The organism is Paenibacillus sp. NPDC058898 (assembly GCF_049316025.1).
Classification (GTDB): domain Bacteria; phylum Bacillota; class Bacilli; order Paenibacillales; family Paenibacillaceae; genus Paenibacillus_AQ.
The window spans coordinates 217815-238001 of sequence record NZ_JBMOSM010000007.1; the positions used below are offsets into that span (position 1 = coordinate 217815).

The 20187-nt window shown below is 47.7% G+C and carries 22 protein-coding genes; 3 read left to right on the forward strand and 19 right to left on the reverse strand.

Features of this window, described 5'->3' with window-relative positions; translation table 11 throughout:
* Positions 1-55: 55 nt before the first annotated feature.
* Both ACOZB4_RS20190 and ACOZB4_RS20195 read right to left on the reverse strand, forming a co-directional pair.
* Positions 56-478: a cell wall hydrolase gene (locus ACOZB4_RS20190; protein WP_379406982.1), complete on the reverse strand. Its 423-nt coding sequence runs from the start codon at positions 476-478 to the stop codon at positions 56-58.
* A gap of 133 nt (positions 479-611) precedes the next feature.
* Entirely contained in the window at positions 612-3296 is a 2685-nt protein-coding gene (locus ACOZB4_RS20195; protein ID WP_379406981.1) for a family 78 glycoside hydrolase catalytic domain, read from the reverse strand.
* 204 nt (positions 3297-3500) lie between these two features.
* Here ACOZB4_RS20195 and ACOZB4_RS20200 point away from each other — a divergent pair, with 204 nt between their 5' ends.
* A complete protein-coding gene (locus ACOZB4_RS20200) occupies positions 3501-4373 on the forward strand; it encodes an AraC family transcriptional regulator (RefSeq protein ID WP_379406980.1) in 873 nt (290 codons plus the stop codon).
* Positions 4374-4481: 108 nt separating this feature from the next.
* On the opposite strand, the gene ACOZB4_RS20205 is transcribed toward ACOZB4_RS20200, so the two are convergent.
* The 12 genes from ACOZB4_RS20205 to ACOZB4_RS20260 all read right to left on the reverse strand — a co-directional run bounded on the left by ACOZB4_RS20205 (position 4482) and on the right by ACOZB4_RS20260 (position 17221).
* The gene (locus ACOZB4_RS20205) at positions 4482-4754 is read right to left on the reverse strand and encodes a GNAT family N-acetyltransferase (protein ID WP_422759632.1); all 273 of its coding nucleotides are present in this window, start codon (positions 4752-4754) and stop codon (positions 4482-4484) included.
* A 42-nt stretch (positions 4755-4796) separates the two neighbouring features.
* A complete protein-coding gene (locus ACOZB4_RS20210) occupies positions 4797-5885 on the reverse strand; it encodes a copper resistance D family protein (protein ID WP_379406979.1) in 1089 nt (362 codons plus the stop codon).
* The gene (locus ACOZB4_RS20215; RefSeq protein WP_379406978.1) at positions 5886-6527 is read right to left on the reverse strand and encodes a copper resistance CopC family protein; all 642 of its coding nucleotides are present in this window, start codon (positions 6525-6527) and stop codon (positions 5886-5888) included.
* Positions 6528-6700: 173 nt separating this feature from the next.
* The gene (locus ACOZB4_RS20220; protein ID WP_379406977.1) at positions 6701-7828 is read right to left on the reverse strand and encodes a glycoside hydrolase family 88 protein; all 1128 of its coding nucleotides are present in this window, start codon (positions 7826-7828) and stop codon (positions 6701-6703) included.
* 15 nt (positions 7829-7843) lie between these two features.
* Positions 7844-8725, reverse strand: coding sequence for a carbohydrate ABC transporter permease (locus ACOZB4_RS20225; RefSeq protein WP_098743349.1), 882 nt, complete (start codon positions 8723-8725; stop codon positions 7844-7846).
* Positions 8726-8739: 14 nt separating this feature from the next.
* Positions 8740-9699, reverse strand: a complete 960-nt coding sequence (locus tag ACOZB4_RS20230) for an ABC transporter permease (protein ID WP_379406976.1) — start codon at positions 9697-9699, stop codon at positions 8740-8742.
* Positions 9700-9781: 82 nt separating this feature from the next.
* Positions 9782-11413, reverse strand: coding sequence for an ABC transporter substrate-binding protein (locus ACOZB4_RS20235; RefSeq protein WP_339293116.1), 1632 nt, complete (start codon positions 11411-11413; stop codon positions 9782-9784).
* Between the two features lie 143 nt (positions 11414-11556).
* On the reverse strand, positions 11557-13890 hold the full coding sequence (locus tag ACOZB4_RS20240) for an AraC family transcriptional regulator (protein WP_379406975.1): 2334 nt from the start codon (positions 13888-13890) through the stop codon (positions 11557-11559).
* A 200-nt stretch (positions 13891-14090) separates the two neighbouring features.
* Positions 14091-14840, reverse strand: a complete 750-nt coding sequence (locus tag ACOZB4_RS20245; RefSeq protein WP_379406973.1) for an SDR family NAD(P)-dependent oxidoreductase — start codon at positions 14838-14840, stop codon at positions 14091-14093.
* Positions 14841-14907: 67 nt separating this feature from the next.
* Positions 14908-15324 carry a DUF2500 domain-containing protein gene (locus ACOZB4_RS20250; RefSeq protein ID WP_076321219.1) on the reverse strand — a complete coding sequence of 139 codons (417 nt, stop codon included), beginning with the start codon at positions 15322-15324 and terminating at the stop codon, positions 14908-14910.
* A 224-nt stretch (positions 15325-15548) separates the two neighbouring features.
* Entirely contained in the window at positions 15549-15731 is a 183-nt protein-coding gene (locus tag ACOZB4_RS20255; protein ID WP_076321218.1) for a hypothetical protein, read from the reverse strand.
* 197 nt (positions 15732-15928) lie between these two features.
* On the reverse strand, positions 15929-17221 hold the full coding sequence (locus ACOZB4_RS20260) for a WD40/YVTN/BNR-like repeat-containing protein (RefSeq protein ID WP_379406972.1): 1293 nt from the start codon (positions 17219-17221) through the stop codon (positions 15929-15931).
* 224 nt (positions 17222-17445) lie between these two features.
* Between ACOZB4_RS20260 and tlp the strand changes: the two genes are divergently transcribed.
* Positions 17446-17673 (forward strand): small acid-soluble spore protein Tlp, encoded by a 228-nt coding sequence (gene tlp / locus ACOZB4_RS20265; RefSeq protein WP_071218157.1) that lies wholly within the window; start codon positions 17446-17448, stop codon positions 17671-17673.
* Between the two features lie 142 nt (positions 17674-17815).
* Here the strand turns inward: tlp and ACOZB4_RS20270 are convergent, their stop codons facing one another.
* From ACOZB4_RS20270 to ACOZB4_RS20290, 5 genes are read right to left on the reverse strand one after another with little or no spacing between them, the layout of a single operon-like run.
* Positions 17816-18223: a spore germination protein GerPE gene (locus tag ACOZB4_RS20270; protein WP_379406971.1), complete on the reverse strand. Its 408-nt coding sequence runs from the start codon at positions 18221-18223 to the stop codon at positions 17816-17818.
* Complete coding sequence (locus ACOZB4_RS20275; RefSeq protein ID WP_339293111.1) at positions 18220-18405, reverse strand: spore gernimation protein GerPD; 186 nt, start codon at positions 18403-18405, stop codon at positions 18220-18222. Before ACOZB4_RS20275 ends, ACOZB4_RS20270 begins: the two co-directional genes overlap by 4 nt.
* The gene (gerPC, locus tag ACOZB4_RS20280) at positions 18383-19000 is read right to left on the reverse strand and encodes a spore germination protein GerPC (RefSeq protein WP_379406970.1); all 618 of its coding nucleotides are present in this window, start codon (positions 18998-19000) and stop codon (positions 18383-18385) included. The genes ACOZB4_RS20275 and gerPC overlap by 23 nt, the downstream gene beginning before the upstream one ends.
* 49 nt (positions 19001-19049) lie before the next feature.
* Positions 19050-19280: a spore germination protein GerPB gene (locus tag ACOZB4_RS20285; RefSeq protein WP_379406969.1), complete on the reverse strand. Its 231-nt coding sequence runs from the start codon at positions 19278-19280 to the stop codon at positions 19050-19052.
* 18 nt (positions 19281-19298) lie between these two features.
* Complete coding sequence (locus tag ACOZB4_RS20290) at positions 19299-19520, reverse strand: spore germination protein (protein ID WP_213644964.1); 222 nt, start codon at positions 19518-19520, stop codon at positions 19299-19301.
* Between the two features lie 122 nt (positions 19521-19642).
* Between ACOZB4_RS20290 and ACOZB4_RS20295 the strand changes: the two genes are divergently transcribed.
* A complete protein-coding gene (locus ACOZB4_RS20295) occupies positions 19643-20104 on the forward strand; it encodes an Hsp20/alpha crystallin family protein (RefSeq protein WP_379406968.1) in 462 nt (153 codons plus the stop codon).
* The last annotated feature ends 83 nt before the right edge of the window (positions 20105-20187 follow it).

Here is a 20187-nt window from a genome sequence, read left to right on the forward strand (position 1 = left end):
AAGTAATTTCCTCCTTTAATTTATATCTCCCGCCTAAGCGGTTGTATAACATGAATCAAAAAACTGACGGGCAATCGGCATATGTCGGAGTGAAGAAACAGTGTGCTTTGAATCGGCCTGTGTTCTGCTGATTGTACCAGGTTGCCGGGCAATCCCCGGCCGGGCGGAAAAACCAAAGCGCATTGCTTGCCGGCCATATGCGCTCCCCGCCAATAACTCTTCGGGCAAGCTGACGATCCCGATCCCTGGCCCGTTGATAAAAATAGCCCTTTTGTGTTGCTTCAAACCCTCCTGGGCTCTGGAACACCATATCATTCATATTCCGGACGTTTCGAAAATCCAGGCAGTTGCCCAGTATCCGATTCACGCCGACATTCCCGACCATGAGCATGCCCTGCTCGCCTTCACCTTCTGCCTCTGCGCGGATCAATCTTGCCAGAAGATCCACATCACTCGAATTCGTTTTGATGACTGCCACAGAGTTCCCCTCGCTTCCTTAAGATCACTTTGTATTTGTATGTGCATTCGCCCATAAATGTGACTATGTAAGAAGAAAAAAAGTTCCTTGCCGTATTCACCACGGTAAGGAACTTTAGCTCCCTGCATACTCATTACTTCACTGCGTGATAGGAATAAATATATCTAAACGCATACTCTCCTGAGCCCACTTGAATCATAACTCCTGCCTCCCCATCACACACAGAATGAATCCCGCTCGCTTGGTCTAGAGCTACCGCCTCTCCTTCTGTAACGCTTGAGGCATCAGAAGCGCCCGGCAGACGGATTTCCGCCGTTGTATTTGGCGGGATGGATACCTCCAGTTGAAACGCTCCACCACTTTCCATTCTCCAACTTGACCGGACGGTTCCGTACAGCGTATCGATTTTGCCTGCAGCCCACGTCAATCCTTCGCCCGGCACAGGCGCAATCACAATATGTTTATAACCCGGCGCTTCCTCTACGGTCTGGATACCGGCAACCGTACGATACAGCCACTCGCCAATGGCTCCGTATGCATAATGATTAAACGAATTCATGTCACGGCTCCAGAAGCTGCCGTCTTCCTTAATACCGTCCCAATGCTCCCATATCGTGGTAGCGCCTTTCGTAACCGGATACAGCCAAGATGGATAGTCCCGTTGCAGCAGCAGCTTATATGCCGCGTCATGCATGCCATGCTGGCTTAATACATGGTTCATATAGGGTGTGCCCACAAAGCCTGTCGTTAGATGAAATCTACTCTCCTCCAGCAGCGAATAGAGACGTTTCGCTGCCCGTTTTTCTGCCTCTTCATCCAGCAACCCAAACATAAGGGCAAGCACATGCGCGGTCTGAGTCGAAGCCGCTAGCCTTCCGGACGGGGTCACAAATTCATTACGAAATGCAGCAACAACCTTTTCTTTAAGCTCAGTATACAGGGCAGCATCTTTTTCTTGTCCCAATACGACAGCTGTTTTCTTAAGCAGCTCTACCGAATAACAATAGAACGCCGACGCTATTAAATCCCGTTCCGTAGCACCCACGTAGTCGCCTGATTTTGCATCCAGCCCCAGCCAATCGCCGAAATGGAAACCGGTATTCCACAAATACTCATTCTCTCCCTGAGCCTGAATGTAGGAGACCCAGCTCTTCATGCTCCTATATTGACGCTCCAATATCCGTCGATCGCCATAATTGACATATACCGTCCACGGGCATATGACTGCCGCATCTCCCCATGCGGCCGAAGCATATGCTTCATCGCCAAGCACATGCGGGACAACGAATGGAACGGCTCCGTCATCACGCTGTTCTGCAGCCAGATCCGATAACCATTTTGTGAAGAAAGGTGCCACATTGGCAAGATAGGCCGCCGTACCAATAAACATCTGTGCATCACCGGTCCAGCCAAGCCGCTCATCACGCTGCGGGCAATCCGTGGGCACATCCAGGAAATTCCCCTTGAGTCCCCACCGAATGTTGCTCTGCAATTGATTCACCATGGGTTCCGAGCATTGGAATGTTCCGGTCTCTTCAAAATCCGAATGAAGCACAACCGCTTCGAAAGCCCCCGGGTACAGCTGCTCCTCCGTGAAACCGTCTAAACGGACATATCGGAAGCCTTGGAATGAAAAATGAGGCTCATAAGTTTCTTTCCCGCCGCCTTTTAACGTGTACTGAATCGTTTGTTTAGCGGTTCTGAGGTTCTCCGTATAAAAGTTACCATCGGAATCCAGTATCTCCGCATGCTGCAGCGTCACCATGGTGCCCTTCGCACCGGACACGCTAAATCGGACCCAGCCCACCAAATTCTGTCCGAAGTCGATGACGGTTTCACCTTTTGGCGTGATCCGACATTCAACGGGCCGCACCGTTTGAACGGCTCTCACGGGCTCGTTAATCTGAGGCTTCAGCATGTCAAACCCGTGATCTATCGTTTCGACGCCATGCCATTCACTTGAGTTATATTCTCCCGAACTGAACCCTTCCAGCTCCAACCGTGCATCGTAGGTTTCTCCATGATAGAGTTCCGACATCTGGATCGGGCCTTTGGCCGACTGCCAGCTTGAATCGGTTGCAATGACTTCTTCGCTCCCGTCTGCATACGTAATGTGCAGCTCCAGCAGTAACGCTAAACGATCCCCATAGATCGCACTCCGTTCCTCCCATCCCAATTGTCCCTTGTACCATCCATTTCCGAGCCATGCGCCGATTGCGTTTAGGTCAGTGCTCAGCATATCCGTCACGTCATAGCTTTGCGTCTGAATCGTATGTTCGTAACTCGTCCAACCGGGTGTGAAATAACCATCTCCCACCCGCTGCCCGTTCAGCTCCAGTTCATAAAGCCCTAAGGCCGAGGCATATATTCTTGCCTTCGCAATGGGCGACTTTAAACTGAAGCTCCTGCGAAGCAGCGGTAGATGAGCAGAGTCAGCAGGCAGCAAAGACCTAGGTGCCGAAATCCATTTCCCTGCCCATTTCTCCCCTTGCAGTTTCCCCGTCTCCCAATAGGCTGCATCCGACCATTCCGATAGTTCCCCGGCTTGATTCCATGCGCGGACTCGATAAGTATAGCGCTTACAAGACGATACACTCCATTCGCTTAATTCCACATGAACCGATTGCGTTGAAGCCACTTTCCCTGAGGTCCAAAGGGGCTTGGCAAAGGTATCATCATTCGAAACCTCAATCTCATAGGCCGTTTGACTGACTGCTCTTTCGTCCGAGACCAACTTCCAACAAAAACGCGGGTGCTTCTCGCCGATTCCTATCGGATTATGCTGATACTCACATCGTAGATCCGTTACGCTGAACATAGAACATTCCTCCGTTCACCTTCATTAAGGGTTAACTCAACAATCAAGTTTTATAGGTCGCAATCCCGGATATGCGCTTCCCTAACCGTGCCTATTTCAACTATTATTATAAGTGAACCTGAACGTGGAATTATGGGGATAACGGACAAATCGATGTGGCATAACGGACATCTATCCTACGATTAACGATAAGGAGCATGTACGATGAAACGACCGATGGAAACCTATTACGGAGATACCTTTTTCCAGGACGACACCTTGATGTATGTGAATCGCAACGTGGAGAATTTTACAGGCTCTTACCATAACCATGATTTTCTGGAGATTGCTTATATTGCGGAGGGTGAAGGCTTTCATCACCTGGAGAACTCGGTACAGCGCGTACGCAAAGGTCAAATGTTCTATATACCGCTCGGAATGCCTCACGTATTTAGACCCACCGCTGCGAACGGGAAACCGCTTATTGTGAACAATTGCATATTCTCCGTACAGCTGCTGCCCAAACTGATTGCTTTTGCATCAGGTTCGGAAACGGCAGCCTTTTTGGAACGTATGGAAGATGGATCCCTTGGATACCACGCGATTATGGACCGTCATGATCGCTTTGAGAGGCTCTTTGGCTCCCTTTATGAGCAAAATGCCATGCCAGGCAGCGGTTCTGCCATTTATCTGCACACGCTGCTGCTACAGCTGATCATAGAGTTCAACCGGGCCATTGAACATTCGCAACCCATGACATCAGAGCCTCAACACCACTCCTTTCATGATGTTCTTCAATACGTGGAGGGGCAGTACATGCAAGAGCTCACTTTGACGCAGCTTGCACAGATCAGCGGATTCAGCGAACGCCACTTGCAGCGGTTATTCCGCCGGTATACAGGCCAGAGCTGGCATCACTATCTGCAGACCGTACGCATTCGAATGAGCCGCGAGCTGCTGCGCACCACCCCCGACAAAATCAGTACAATTGCCGAGAAGGTCGGTTATAAGGACATGCATTCTTTCCATTCGGTGTTTAAGAGAAATACAGGGCTCACGCCTGGTCAATACCGGAGCGATGTTCATCATCCTGAGTAAAGCGATCAGATATTCCAGCAAATAAAGAAAGCATGATGATCCTGATGTAAGCTAGGGTCAACATGCTTAAGATGGATAAAATCCATAATTTCACAGTCGTGCATCATTTTACTCCAGCTCTTTCTCCAGAAACACTTCATCCTCCCGCTTATAACCCGATTTCTCATAAACTCCAATGGCCGCATGATTATCATGACCCGTAAGCACCTTTACGGTCTTAACCCCACGCGCAATTAATTGTTCTTCCAGGAAAGCGATCAGCAAGCCCGCCAGCCCCTGCCTTCTCGCCCGCTCTTGAATATACATTTCCGTAATCTCACCGATCAACTCCCGGTAACAGAAGGATTGAAAAGACTGGGCACTTTTAACAATAAAAAAGATCCCGCTGCATAAACAGCAAGGACCTTGTTAACTTCCAAAATATTAAACAGCGGTAACCGAGAACATCAGGCCGCAATAGATCAACACAACTGCGCCTAAGCCGCTTAACAGTCCGACGGCAGCTGCCCGGTTTCTGCGAAATACGTTCACGACATTCCACAGAAGAGCAAGTCCGAGACACAGACTAAGAATTCCTATCCAGCTCCACGTAAATGCCAGTTCACCAATCGTAAACCCGGGATGGAACCAAACAAAGGTTGCAGCAGGACCATAGGAGGCCAATGTATCGATTACCTCATGCGGAGCCGGCTGCTGGTTCATATATCCGGTGACGATATAGATCAACCAGATCAGAATTCCTTCACTTCGTGCCCATGCCGCTGGACGATAACCGGAATCCCGGCGCAGCTTGCGCTTTACGAGATAACCATTAACAAAGGCAAACACCAATAGCGGCAGAATAAGAATATGCTTAACCAGCAGAGCTTGCCCATAGGACAGCGTCCAGCTGTTTATGGGCTCCGGCGTCACCGCCGTCATCAGGAACAGACCCGATCCGATCACAACGATGACGCAGGTGACCGCTAATGGATGAAACCATCTGAGAAACGCGCTCCAGCGCTCCTGATCCGCGCTGAACCATCCTGTAAGCAGCAACGTCCCCGTCCATATCGCCATCGCGGTGAAATGGCCGAAGAAGGCAAGCTGCCCAACGCCATCGAACAGGGATGCCGCATGGTTAAACGAGGACATGGCCACCGCAATGCCCAGCAAGGCAATAGGCATGAGCCAGCGTAATACAGAACCGGGTTTCCGGCGGACGATTAGGGTCAGAATCGCCAATAGGATCGAGAGAACCAGAATCCAGGCGTAACGCTCGCCCTCACTGAACTTGAACATGATGCTGTTAAAGGACTTCCAGAACCCGATATCATCCTTGAAAAACATGATGATTTGCAGCAGCGGCACAAATCCGAATACGATGATGGCTGCTGCTGCCACTGGACCAAGCCAGGCCGGAACTGAAATTTCCGGCTTATATGCTTTCGGTACGAGGGACAATACCGTGATGCCTGCCAGCATGGCGTAGGCTAGATATAGAAACGGCTCACCTAACCAATAGTAAGACATTTATTTTTTCTTCCGTGATGCTCTAATTCCAAAGTATCCTGCAACAACCGCTACAATCACGATGACGACGATCCACACGGTTGACCCACTGCCTGCCGATTGTTCGGTATCGGTAGCAGAAGTGTTGTCTGCCTGCTGATTCTGGTCAGCCGTCTGATCCGTGTTGTCCGCAGCGGCGTTATCTGCTGGTGCTGTTTCATCCTGTGTATTTCCTGTATCCGCAGGCGTTTCTTCAGTACCTGCTGGTGTCTCCGGGGTAACTTCCGCTTCCGGGGCATCTACCTCGAAGGCGTATGTTCCATCCACGGGATGTCCATCGCCGCCCACGATTTTCCATTCGACCGTATATGAGCCGGATGGAAGCGGTGCAGCCAGTGTGCCCAGCATGGTATTCTGGTTGATCTTGACCTCCGCTACTTCAACCGATTCGCCTTGCGCATTTTTAATCTTGAGCGTGCTCAAGTTTTCATCGATATTTTCATTAAATGACAGGCTTACTTCCTGCACGCTTTCCGTCAGCTTGGCATCTGCCGCGGGCGTACTGGTTTCCAGCTTGGAATGGGCCCACGTTGCAGTCGGGAACACCAGTATTAGCAGCAGACCCAAGGTCAGCAAGACTGAAGCTTTCACATGTTTCAACACACATATCTCCTCCAAACCATTTATCTCAAATTTGAATCTTCCTCATCATAACAAAGACATTCGGACAATGCTAATGAGTATATTGTGAACAATGATCCTCTGATATTTCACACAAAAAAGGGAGTGCCGCATAGCGCACGGCATCCCCAATATGTTTTACAGATTCAATTATACTAACCTCTCTCATACCAATAGCCGGGTATCCCTTTGGTCAGTCGCAGCAAGGCTTCGAGGTAATAGTAATCGCCCCAGATCATATAATCATCAGGCCCCGCACCACCTCTGACGTAATAGGAACCATGCTTGATCAAGCCTTCCTCACCCTCCTCACCGATGGTAGAATATCGGTTTACCAGAGATATCATCGACTTCTCAACGGCTTCTGTCAATAGCCCTTTATTGTCATCTTCTCCGTGCAGGTGCTCCAATATCTCCAGCATGCCGCACGCCGCAATGGCGGAAGCGGAGCTATCGCGAGGCGTCCCCTCTTCAATCGGAACGTCAAAATCCCAATACGCGACATGATCCTCCGGCAGGTATTCGATAAAGAAACGGGCAGCACGTAAAGCCGTATCCAAATATTTCGGATCACGGGTATAGCGGTATGAGAGCGCAAATCCGTAGATGGCCCATGCCTGGCCGCGCGTCCATGTTGAGCCGTCATGATATCCTTGATGCGTTCCTCCTCGGATGGGCGTTCCATCTGTCGGATTGAAATAAAAGGTATGATACGACGAATCATCCCCCCGCATTAAGTAGCGTAGACTCTTATCCGCGTGCGCCACGGCCACGCGCTTGTATCGCTCATCCCCCGTCTGATCATAGGCCCAGTAGAGCAGCGGTATGTTCATCATGCAATCGATGATAATGCGACCGCCGTTCTTCTCGTCGCCCTTCCGGCCCCAGGCCTGAATATACTGTCCCTCTTCCCGCCAGCGCAGCATCAGATGATCCGCAGCTTTCAAAGCGAGCTGTTTGCCATCTTCATGTTCATCCACAATCCACGCTGCCAAGGCAGAGGGCAGATACAGAAATCCGATGTCGTGATGATCCAGATGTCGCTTCTCCTCAAGACGCAGCTTGTAATCCTGCAATTGGGCTATTGCTGTTTCCTTAAACAGCGGGTCCTTCGTATATTCATAGCACAGCCAGATCATTCCGGTATAGAACCCTTCAATCCAGTCATTGCTTTCTCCCCACTCGTAACGCTTCTCTTCCGTAATATGAGGAAACTTCATCGGGAATTGTTCAATATTCCTCTTTGTTTTTTCTACCGCATCCATAATGGCTTGCTCCCACATGAGTCAACTACCTCCTTATTCTTTAATGGCTCCGATCATGACGCCTTTCACGAAATATTTCTGCAAAAATGGATATAGAAACAAAATCGGCAGCGTAGCCACCATAATCGTTGCATACTTAATCGTCTCGCCAACCGGCATCCGGTCTCCCCCGCCTACCGAGGTCATCATGCTGCTGGTATCGTTCTGGATCAGAATCTCGCGCAGGATCAGCTGCAGCGGAAACAGGTCCCGATCCCTTAAATAGATGAGGGCATCAAACCATTTATTCCAGTGCCATACCCCGTAAAAGAGAACCATGACCGCAATGACCGGCAGCGATAGCGGGATGATGATCCGAAACAAAATGGTCCAGTCGCTGGCTCCGTCGATCCGAGCGGATTCCTCGAGCGCATCCGGTACGCCTTGAAATGCCGTTCGCATAATAATCAAGTTCCATGTCGTCATCGCGCTTGGAATAATCAAAGCCCAGTACGTATCAATCAGACCCATATTTTTCACGAGCAGGTATTTCGGGATAAGCCCACCGTCGAAAAACATCGTCATGACGATCAGCATCATGATGGTGCTCTTCCACATCACGTTTTTCCTGGATAAGCCATAAGCCCCGAGAGCCGTCATCAGAATGTTCAAGGTCGTGCCGACCACCACATAAAATATCGTGTTCATGTAACTACGGATGATATTGGGGTTCTCAAATACCATACGATAAGAATCCAGCGAGAAGCCCTTGGGCCACAACAGGATACCCCGGTGCTGAACAAATTCGGCCGGTGTACTGATTGAAGCAAACAATACGTAGAGAAACGGGTATAACGTGACAATCGAGAGCAAGCACAAGAGAATGACATTCGCAGAATCAAACAGGACTTCACTGACAGATTTTGAAGTACGCATGAGATGCCCCCTTTCTACCACAGCTTCGTGTCGGTAAACCGCTTGCTGAGATAATTGGCTCCAATGAGCAGCGTAAAGTTAATTAGGGAATTAAACATGCCGACAGCAGCACTATAGCTGTAACTCGCTTCCAGTATCCCCTTGCGGTAGACATAGGTACCGATAACATCCGCCGTCTCATAGATAACCGGATTGTACATGATCAGGATCTTCTCATCCTGCAGAGCCATAAAGGAACCAATCCGCAAGATGAGCAGTATGATGACCGTTGGCAAAATGCCGGGCAGCGTAATTTGAAGCATCTGCTTCCAGCGGCCGGCACCGTCCACTTTAGCCGCTTCATAAAGGGATGGATCGATATTGGAAATGGCCGCGAGGTAAATGATAGATCCCCATCCAATCCCTTGCCAGATGGCAGATGAGGTATATATGGTGCGGAACCATTCCGGCAGCCGCATGAACGAAATCGGTTTTCCGCCGAAGTAGGTGATGATGTGATTGATCAAACCATCTACCGACAAAAAATCCACCAGCATCCCGACAACCACGACAACGGATATGAAATGGGGAATATACGTAATGGATTGGACCGTCCGCTTAAATATGCGATGCCGAACCTCGTTCAGCATTAACGCCAGCACAATCGAGGCGGGAAAAACAAATATGAGATCGTACGCACCCAGGATGATGGTATTGGAAACCACCCGCTCAAAGAAAAATCCGTTAAAGAAATCGCTGAAGTGTTGAAATCCAACCCATGGGCTGTTCCATATGCCGAGCCCTGCCGAGAAGTTTTTGAACGCAATTTGCAGGCCATATAAAGGTCCGTAGTGAAACACGGCATAAAACGCTACCACCGGCAGCAGCATCAGGTAGATCGTGGAATTTCGGCGAAAGTCCTTCGCAACTCTTGTACTGAAGCTCTCTGGCTTGCTCTGTAACGTAACGTGGTTTGTCTCTTCCTTAAGCTGCACCCTATGCCCTCCTCTGACAAAAAAATCATTCACAGTTAGAGGGAGAATCCTGAAGTCTTCTCCCTCTTCATGCACCTACAACTTAACGGCTGTTGAACCGGTCCAGCGCGGCTTGCTGAATCTGAAGCGCTTCCTCAATGCCCATACCTTGAACCGTTTGGACAAATTGATCAAACCCGCTAATCGGCTCCACGCCCATAATGAATTTGTTGACCATCTCTTCGTAGTAGGTATTAATATCGTTCATGATCGAGGCATAACGCGTGCTTTCCTCAGCCGTTGGTGAAATAATAGGCATCAAACGGTCATTCTCCGCCTTCATCCATGTCTCAATGGCAGCTTTTTGCTGGGGAAGCGCGGAATACTGCTCGATGTAACGGCGATCCTGGACAAAAGGTCCCGAATAACTGGCCAGATTGTATTTCGACAACGCTTGGGTGATCGATAGGCCATCCGGATTTTTCATCACTTCATCTGTGTAAGTCGGGTATCCATCCTTCATATCGTAGCTGACTCCCTCGACCCCAAAATTAAACAGCATATGCCCTTCTTCACCGTATTTATAATCAAGCCATTTCACCGTCTCCGCTGGAAACTTGTTCGCTTTTGTAATGGCCGCGCCAAATCCGTTGAATGGCGAATCCTTCTGTCCAAGGATTGGAGTGTCTCCCTTTTTCAATACAACATTCGGAGCACCTACCAGATCTACGTTCGGATTGCTTTTTAGCATGAGCTCAGAATAACGGCCGAGGCTGCTGCCCATGTAACCGGAGAAGGCACCCACTTGATTGTTGGTCACTTTGGCGTCTTTTAGCGTAGAGTCCGTTGCCGCGTAATCCTGATCAATGAGACCTTCGGCGTACCATTTGCTCATCGTCTCCAAATATGATTTAAATTCCGGTTGGATCGGACCATACTTCACCTTCCCGTCCACCTGATAAAAACCAGTCGTAATCCCCCACGCACCGACAAACGCATGATTGATTGCCGTCATATCCATATCAAGCAGGAGCGGGATTTCATCCGCCTGCCCGTTTCCATTGGGATCCTTGGTTTTGAATGCCTTTAATACTTCATACCATTCATCTATCGTCTCCGGCACGGATAACTTTAGCTGATCAAGCCAATCCTGGCGGATAATGAGGCCGTTAAAGGTCAGCAAATACTCGTCCCCGCGGATAAACGGAAATACGTAAATGTTGCCTCCGTCTGTCGTAATCAGCTTTTTGTATTCCGGATGCTCGTTCAACAATTTCGATACATTTGGAGCATGCTCTTCAATCAGCTCATTCAGGCGAATAATCGAACCGTCCGAAATTGCTTTATCCGGTCCTCCTGATACGTTAGCCCATCCGTACTCCACAACATCCGGCAAATTGCCTGACGAGACCATGATATTGAAGGCGTCTGCCTCCTGACCGGCCGGTGGATGCTGGAACTTCACTTTGGTGCCCGTCGTTTTCTCCAATTCCTGATATGCGGCAATTCCGTTCATATCCTGCATTGTTGCTGAAGCGTTTCCATTTAGCGATACCCAATAGGTAAGCTGCCCAGGATATCCCGTTTCACCGCTAGCAGCCACGCCTGTTCCTTCCTTACCTTTTTCGCCGGCAGGCTTCTCGGCCCCCGAGCCTTTTCCGCTGCATCCGGCAATCATAGCCACAATCAGCATAAAAATCGCAAGTCTCGCAACACGTTTCCGGTTTGTTTTCAATTCACGACGCCTCCCTTTTTTCCTAAAGAATGATCATCCGAGATAAGACCAGGCTTAGAAGATTCCAACCAGCCCTGCCCCAAATATTAATGCTGAAACGCTTACATCGTATACCGTACAGTTTCAACATGCATAAACAGGGATTAAGAATTGAGATGATCATTTCTTAAGGTCGATGATAGGGAATGCAGGGTATCCTTGTATTTTCCCGGGGTGATCCCTTCGTATTTCTTAAATACCCGAATAAAACCGACGTCACTGGTATAACCGACGGACCGGGCAATGTGCGAAATCGTATTTTTAGCATCCCGCATCATTTCCTTGGAGCGTTCGATCCGAATCTTGGCCAGATAATCCGTGAGATTGGTGCCGCTGTTTTTCTTGAAGAAAGCCGACAGATACGGCGGTGTAATATCAAATTGCTCGGCAATGGAAGCCAAACTGATCATGGAATCGTCGTGATGATCCTCAATGTAGCTCTTGATCTTCTCAAGCAGCAGCGAAGAGGAATCGCCCCTTTGATCTTTTACGTAGAGACAAACCATGCCGAACATCCATTTCACCTCCCGGTAGAGCTCCTCTACCGTACTCCCCTCCGTAATTTCCTCAAGCGATTTGCCTGACTCGCCGAATATATCCTCGTACTTCAAATTCAAAGCATTCAGCAGCTTAAACATGGTGCTGAGCAAGTTAGCGAACATGAGTCTGCCGAGCTCAGGCGAGATGGATTGTCCGTTGAAGTTATTGTGGTACAGACACTGGATGATATCCTGCGCCTTATCCGTATCCCCGCTTTTCATAGCGTTAATGAGCTGGATTTCCGTCTCAATGGGAAAATCATAATACACCCCCGTTTTCTGTTTCATTTCTTCGTACAATAAAATCGGTTTATACGCAGTAAAAATGGAATATTCCAAAGCCTTCAAGCTTTCGGTGTAGCCGCTCGCCAAGCATCCAAGACCTGTACGGATATCGCTGATCCCGATCGTTATTTCGGATTTAAAGCGCTGTTCAAGCACCTGCTTCACTTGCTCTGCCCAATCGTACAGTTGGCCTGCCTTGTCATGCAGCGGCTCTGGGATGTTTAGAATAATCGCAACCAGGTTCTTCTCCAGCTCCACGGAATATGCGGTAAAGGGATGAATTTCTTCCGCCACCTTCCCGGTGACAAAACGGATCAGGGCCCATTCTCTTTCCCGCTCATTATGTATGAACCCACTGGCATCCCTCAACTCGATCAAGGCAACGGCAAAACTGGAATACGGGAACGAGATCCCCATGAAGTCCAGAGCATGATCGGACATATCCGCCGTATCCACGTTTCCCTTCAATAATCGCTGCAAAAAGTTGGACTGAATCACAGGGGTTTGCCTGGACAATTGCTCCTTCATCTCTGTCTGCTTACCGAAGGAATCAGCCATCGTCGATTTGATAAAATCATATTCGTTACGTACCTTCCCCTCCTTAGCCGGATGGGATTGCCGGATGAAGCGGATGATGTCGCGCAAAGGGAAATACGCGCGGTAGGTCATGAAGGCACAGGCCGCAATCCCAGCGACAAGACAGATAGCCATAACACCAACGGCCATTCGTTTGACCATATTGACCTTTTCCATAAACACTTTTTCCGGTACGGCCGATACGTACTCCCACCCGCTCCTCGCAGATCTTGTCGATACTGTCAACACACGCGGATGATCCGCGGTTTTACCCATATTGCGAACCTCTGATTCACCGGCACTAAGAATCACTTGGCCGCTGGCATCCTTGATATAAATGGTTCCGTGGTTTGTTTTCACAATCTCATCAAGCAATCCTGCGATCTGCCTCTCCTCAATCAGCATAACAAGCGCGCCTTTGGGATTGGCCTTCTCTCCAAATGGAAGCGTTTGCATATATGTGAGCATGCGTTTCTGATTTAATCCTTTACCAACTTCGGTCACGGGCAAATACCGGTTAAAGTGGATGCCGTGCAGAATATCTGTTTGATACTGTTGATAGGTTAATTTTTCATATCCGTAAATATCGGAGAACAAGACACTGGACGTTGTCTTTAAGGTGGGACTGAGAACCGTATCGCTCTCCCGTAGATATACATAAAAATCGGTGATAAAACTGCTGCTGTTGCGGTATCGCTGCATCTCCTGCATGAAAGTGTAGTAATTGTAGTTCTCGGTTCCACTTTGAGGGGATTTTGCCTTTAGCAACCCATCCAGTCGCGGATGTGAAGTGATGTTCCGGGAAATCAGATGCATTTCATCCAATCGGCTGTCCACCACCTGCTTCGCCTGCTCAATCAGTGCCATGTTGGAGTTGTTGGCATTTTCGATCATAATCCGCTCGATTTGCGTATACAGTCCCCAGAACACGATGACCGGGATCAGCAGTATCACAAGATAGGACATGAGCAGCGTAACGAACACGGACACTCGATTGGAACGCTCATTTTTTGTGCTGGTTGTCGTCAATTTCCCCATACCCTCATTCCTTCCTATTCTTTAGATGTGGCTTTTTCGTACTTACATTAATTACATCATACTGTTTTTATTTATCATGAACAGGTTTTCTTCAAAAATGTTAATGCATCACGAATTTGTATCATATGGTAGACTCTGGCCCTATGACCATCAAGAAAAAGAGCGTCTTCCATGGGAAGACGCTCTTCATATTCAGATAACTAAGGCTCATATATCATTTTGCGGGTCATGCCGCCATCCACAACGAGATGGGCCCCCGTCACGAAATCATTATCCGGATCGGTAAAATAGAAGCAGGCTTTGGCGATATCAGCTGGGGTCCCTACCCGCCCGGCTGGGTGCTGTTTATGGTCAACTGAACGGAGCTCATCGTAGTTTCCAGTTTCAATCCAGCCAGGACTTATACAATTCACCCGAATCCCATCAGGTCCCAGGCTGACGGCCATAGCATGGCTCAACGCGACAATAGCTCCTTTGGAAGCTGCATAAGCCTCCGAGTTCGGCTCGGACATAATCGAACGCGTGGATGACATATTGACAACAGCCCCGCCATTTCCAGCCTTTTTCATATGTACCGCCGCTTCACGCGTAGCCAAAAAACAGCTTCGGGCATTCGTGTTGATTACATCGTCCCAGTCTTCAACCGTAAGCTCATATGGCGATTTCCAACGGGAAACCCCGGCATTATTAATCAAAATATCGAGGGTGCCGGCATATTGAACGGCTTGGTTCATCAGGCGTTTAATATCTTCTTCCTTCCTCACATCGCAAGGGACGAAGATAGCGTTCAATCCTTGTTCTTTCAAGGCGTTTGCCGCCAGGTTGCCCTGTTCTTCATGAACATCGCTTAATATCACTCGAGCTCCGCTTAGAGCGTAAGCCTCTGCCACTCCGCGGCCAATCCCATTGGCAGAGCCCGTGATTACAACCGTTTTATCCTGAAATTTCATATGCTGTCCCTCCTTCTCCTTCATATATACCACAAGAGAAGGTGCATATAAAAATCAAATCCGTCTCTTATTTCGGATGATCATAACCTCGAACCACGCTAAGATGCGCTCTGGGGTGCCTAACGAAACCGTAATACCGGGTTCCCTGAAAACGCAGCAGTCCCTCGTCTCCTTCTGCGCACATGCCGAATTCCTCGCCATTTACTACAAACTCCATGCGGTCTCCGCTCTCTACTTCAAATGTCAGATAATAGGTGGTACGAGTACGGCTCGACATCGTATCATCTGTCTGCTGCGTGTGTTTCACTTCCGTTCGCTTGCTCACAATCTTGGAATCGACCGATAGCAAAGGCTGTCGGTTATTCTGACTCCATTGCAAGATTCCCTTACCGGCCGACAGCAAAATGATCCCGATGACGACGATGAAAAACACGGGCATAACGCTGCCGAAAAAATCGAACATCCATACTGACCCCGATCCCATACGGCTCCCCCCTCCACCTTGTCTTGAAATATGTATATGCTTTAATTCGGACAATTTAACTCATCCTTATGGAAAGTTTGATTGAAATTTTAAAGAACTTGTCCCTTTCTGGGAGCACCAAAAAAAGCTGATGTCTGCATTTTGCCAGTCATCAGCTTCTTCCCGGGACTAGAACGTCCTGTTTCATTCATTCTTTTTATTGTCTTCATTGTCTTCATGTCCATTCAATCGTAAGCCAATCTCATCCATTTCATCGTTTCTTCTTGTCCTGTCATTTCATGCTCCTGCGGTGTCATTTCCTGCTCATTCCAGCAGGCCAGACACTGCTCCTCGGTGTCGCATAAACAAGCATCATCACAATGGTAGCAAAGGCGGAGGAAATTTATCGTCATTTGATCGGTATGCATGAGGATCGTCCCCTTCTAAACAATTTGGAGTATCTGATTACACCTTTATAGTAGCATACGTGGAGGTTATTGTTTGTGATTCATTTCACAATATATGCCGAAAAAAAACTTTATCCGAACTGATGGTCACATTCGATAAAGCTTTTTCAATCTGCTTTTTTTATCGGCATATTCAGATCATATATTCTCCTCGAAAACTATAGACCCTGCCAGGTTGCCCCGCCGTCACTGCTCTTCATCAGACGAGATCGATTCTTGTCCGATGTTTCAATCAGCATCCAACCGACATCAGAAGAAGTAAACTGCAGTTTTACCACGTTCGGATATTTGGCAAGATTATCGTTCAGCAGCTTACTCATTGGAAATGGCTTCCAGGTCTTGCCCATATCATTCGTATGATAAACAATACCGTTCACCATTCTCCACCCATCATGAAGCCGCCGGAAAACAGGCTGAATAGACCCCTGACCGGTATCACCCGAAATGGGGAATGACACCAGATTCCATGATTTCCCCGTGTCGGCAGTAAAGTATCCCAAATAGCTCGCCTGATCCTCCTTCACGCAGGTAATCGGTATATAAACCTCACTTCCACTACTGCCTCTGCCCAGAAACTTGGGGGCACCTGCAAAGACCGAACCGCACTGATCCAGCAGTTTGCTCTTGAATATCTGTCCGGAGGACTTCCACTTCTGACCTCCATCACGGGTAATATACAATTTGGAGGATTGCATTTCACGGATGGTCGCAAATCCAACAAGCGAATCCGTGAAGGTTAAGCCAATAATGGACCCTGTTCGTGGGATCACGCTGCCGGGAACGCGAGATGTAGGATACTCTGTATTCTGCATGACCTCTTCCCATAATCCGCCATTATTGCTGGTTCGAAATAGCGACTTCTCCTCAGAGCCCCGGGAAAGGTCGCCTTTTGCCATAATCCATCCCTGCTGAGATGATACGAAGGACATGGCCGTGACGATACCTGTCTCCGGCAGCGAAGAAAGCTTCCAGGAGTCTCCTCCATCCGTCGTATTGAGCAGGATCGTTTCAGCTGATCTCTGCTTGTTGCGTATAATCCAACCATGTTTCTTATCCGTGAACACGATGTCTTTCCCATACTCCAGTTTATCAACGAACTGTACATTCGAGGATGGAGAGATATCAACCCACGTTTCGCCATAATCCTGCGTCTGGTAAAGACGCAGCTCCGTGTTCGTTATCCCCCAAGCAATCCCTGTTGACTCATTTATGAGTTGGAAATCCGTCAACCGTGTATGTATCTGATATTTACTTTTTTCCTCGGGCGCTTTCATCGCCGTATCCGGCGTTACTAGTGTAATGGTCTGACCTTCTTCTTCTTCAACCGATTCAGGAGGGTCTTCTACTGTAGAAGTTTGCTGTTGTTTTATCGGTTCTGAGGTACAGGCTGCTAACATCAATGCCATCATCATTAGCATACTGAGCCAGAATATAAAACGACTTGATTTCAAGAATTCTTCCTCCTCTTATTTCGATGTCATGCTTGCAAGTCTGCTTTTTCGACATTATAACATATTCCGTCGGGCGGATATGTAAAGATGTGACTTGCAATATTTACAATACTGTAGCTTTTTTGATAGTGTCACCCTCCTATGAATAAGGATGTTTTTATTATGGAAAACTCTTGAGGTGTGAAATTTTAGCAAGGCAGTTGAATTTAAGGAGGTGACAACTCATGGCTAAACCCGATAATCGCGAAGACAATGTAGAACATTTGCAACAGGCCGTCCAAAACACGATTGAGAACTACCGTGAAGCCGAAGATTATCTCGAGGAGTTCGGGGATGAGATTCCAGCAAGCGAGAAAGAACAGATCCAAGATCGTAATGCTCGTCGCGAAAAGAGTATTTCCGGCTTCCGAGAAGAGATCAAAGACGAAGCTGCCCATCAGCAAGGAGAATAATCCGTAGATCACATAGAAACAGGAGGAGCGCATGGCGCTCCTCCTGTTTTGCACATATCTCCTACCAATCCGGGGAATCGTCAGGGTCACTGTGAACGAAGGTAACATATTGATTTTTAGTTCAGTACCGGTTCACGAAATTCTATTTGACGATAACTCCCTTATAATCCTTTAAATACTCGGGCGCATCCGTAATAAAGTGTCTGATCGCCTTCACCCTGGATTCCAAATCCATAGTATCGTTCGGACCCACCTGTACAACCGATGCAGATGCAGTGGCTATAATATCGACGCATCCCACATGAATCTTTTTATAATCTTGTATAATATTTAGTTCTACGTCTGAGTACGGCGGCCATGTGGGTATCGACCTGGAGAATATCGGGTAATCCTCATATTGTCCCTCGTCTTCAAAGAACACCGGCACCTGCCTCTGAACCGCCAATGCACGCGTATCGGCATCGATATGTCCCGATTCACCGCATACAAATACGGAGCTATTGGAAATATTGATGATATACATGTTATCAACGTGTGAATGACGCTTCATGATGCGGCACCCGGAGATAACGGAACAAGCGGGGTGATTTGCAGTGATTCGGAAGGCGTATCATACATGGAGGAGCAATTCATGACATGGGTATCTCCAATCAACAGTACCGATGAACTTGAGATCGCTGTAATGCGGATCGAACCAACCTGAAGCTCTTTATTGACGACTGTCATTTTCATTTGAATTCCACTTCCCTCGTTGCAAATTAAGAAGGTGCTGCTCAACTGCCGTAACGATCTCACTCTTCACTTGTTTGATGATCGATTGCTCAACATCTTGCGGGTTCATAGATTCCCTATTCGTTTGATATTGCCTCAGATAAACTGTTATACGGTCTCCGAGTTGTTTACGAATATCCTCGATAATAACCCCAGCATATTCATCACCAACTACAAGCTTGGATTCGGGAAGCATGCGCTCGATCTGCTTAGGTACGATATCTTCTAGATAACGTGATACATTCTGATATATGTTCGAGTGTAGTTCGCCGCCTGTATTTCCCGTCTGAGACTGTTCTAACGGCTGACCATTCACGGTAATATCGTCCAGGGATTGCCCAGTCTTAGGCATCAATCCAATATTTAAGGTGCCTTCCAATTTTTCAATCTTCAATAAATCAAAATTATATTGCACCCGATCTATCGTTTTCTCGCTTCCCGGTTTTAATTGATCTATTTGACTGCGCATTTCCTTCAGCATTTGTTCCATTCTACTCAGCTGCTCTGACTGGGTTTGAAGAATATAGAACAATTGCTGTATATAATAATCATACATGGAACCGCCTCCCCTGCTCCTTATACAATCTATGCACAGGTGATTCACCTCATTCTTGCCTATACAGTCCTTCAATTGGCGCAGGTAATGGGACCAAGGGGTTATTGCTATTATTCTGAGGCTCGAATTCCGGAGCAGGGCCTGTAAACCCACCTGTGTTATATAGATTGGATAATGCCCGGATCTCTCCGGCGGTTCCAATCTGCAGCACCGAAGAATTAGTCACCGCTCCCACCCGAAGCTGCTGTATATTAATACATTGATGTACTGTTAGATTCACAGTGGATCACAACCTTAATTAAGCATTAGGTGAATCAATCAAGTCCGGATCGAATGTATTCGTGCTGCTGGCCTGGTTGTTTGCAATATTCGTACCAATACTATCACCAGTGGTGAACGAGTTGGCGCCGGAATAAGCTTTTGAGGTACTGTTTAAATCAATGACGCCTGTATTTCCAACCAAGACCGTAGAACTGGGGCCCACGTTTACAATCTTCATATTGCCGATAATCGAAACCACAATTCCACCTCTTCATTCAAAATCATACGCTTGGATTTATTCTATGTAGTTGGAAGCCCAGATGTCACTCTAACATTCATTCGCCCATATAATGAATTTACAGAACGAGGGAGGGATATAGAATGAACTCAAGATCCAAACGGCCTGACTGGTTGTCAAAGGACTCTTTTTTCAACAACAATTCGTTTCCATTCAAAGATCTTAATGATCTCAATGAGGATTTCCAGCTGGATCCAACCGTAATTGAGGATTATGTAAAGGATACGATAAAACAAGCAACCGCCGGAAATGAAATACTGCCTAACCCTAATACACTTCGATATGAAACTTTTGATACCCATAACTTTCTGGTTGTAAAATGTTATATCCCCAAACGTGTCCATCCGGAAAACTTATGGATTAAGCTAAATCGGACACAGATTAAAATCCAAGGTTTGCCAAAAGATCAAAGCCAGACCATCGTCTTACCCATCCCGATTCTTCCTGCACAAAGCATTGCGACCTATAAACAGCCTACTCTTCAAATTAAGATGCCAAAAATGTCTACAGGCCGATTTCGTGATATCAATATTCGTTTCTTATGAACACCTATATCTTGCGATGTTTCGTCACAAACCAAAAACGGTTCCTACTGTGTTTACTCCGGTTCAGCCTGCGTATAACCAAT

Coding starts and splice junctions, on each gene's coding strand:
- ACOZB4_RS20245 (WP_379406973.1), bottom strand. CDS start 14,840: ATGAAATTTCAGGATAAAACGGTTGTAATCACGGGCTCTGCCAATGGG.
- ACOZB4_RS20210 (WP_379406979.1), bottom strand. CDS start 5,885: ATGTCTTACTATTGGTTAGGTGAGCCGTTTCTATATCTAGCCTACGCC.
- ACOZB4_RS20200 (WP_379406980.1), top strand. CDS start 3,501: ATGAAACGACCGATGGAAACCTATTACGGAGATACCTTTTTCCAGGAC.
- ACOZB4_RS20240 (WP_379406975.1), bottom strand. CDS start 13,890: ATGGGGAAATTGACGACAACCAGCACAAAAAATGAGCGTTCCAATCGA.
- ACOZB4_RS20275 (WP_339293111.1), bottom strand. CDS start 18,405: ATGAAAATGACAGTCGTCAATAAAGAGCTTCAGGTTGGTTCGATCCGC.
- ACOZB4_RS20220 (WP_379406977.1), bottom strand. CDS start 7,828: ATGTGGGAGCAAGCCATTATGGATGCGGTAGAAAAAACAAAGAGGAAT.
- ACOZB4_RS20255 (WP_076321218.1), bottom strand. CDS start 15,731: ATGCATACCGATCAAATGACGATAAATTTCCTCCGCCTTTGCTACCAT.
- ACOZB4_RS20225 (WP_098743349.1), bottom strand. CDS start 8,725: ATGCGTACTTCAAAATCTGTCAGTGAAGTCCTGTTTGATTCTGCGAAT.
- ACOZB4_RS20250 (WP_076321219.1), bottom strand. CDS start 15,324: ATGGGATCGGGGTCAGTATGGATGTTCGATTTTTTCGGCAGCGTTATG.
- ACOZB4_RS20195 (WP_379406981.1), bottom strand. CDS start 3,296: ATGTTCAGCGTAACGGATCTACGATGTGAGTATCAGCATAATCCGATA.
- ACOZB4_RS20295 (WP_379406968.1), top strand. CDS start 19,643: ATGAACTCAAGATCCAAACGGCCTGACTGGTTGTCAAAGGACTCTTTT.
- ACOZB4_RS20270 (WP_379406971.1), bottom strand. CDS start 18,223: ATGAAGCGTCATTCACACGTTGATAACATGTATATCATCAATATTTCC.
- gerPC (WP_379406970.1), bottom strand. CDS start 19,000: ATGTATGATTATTATATACAGCAATTGTTCTATATTCTTCAAACCCAG.
- tlp (WP_071218157.1), top strand. CDS start 17,446: ATGGCTAAACCCGATAATCGCGAAGACAATGTAGAACATTTGCAACAG.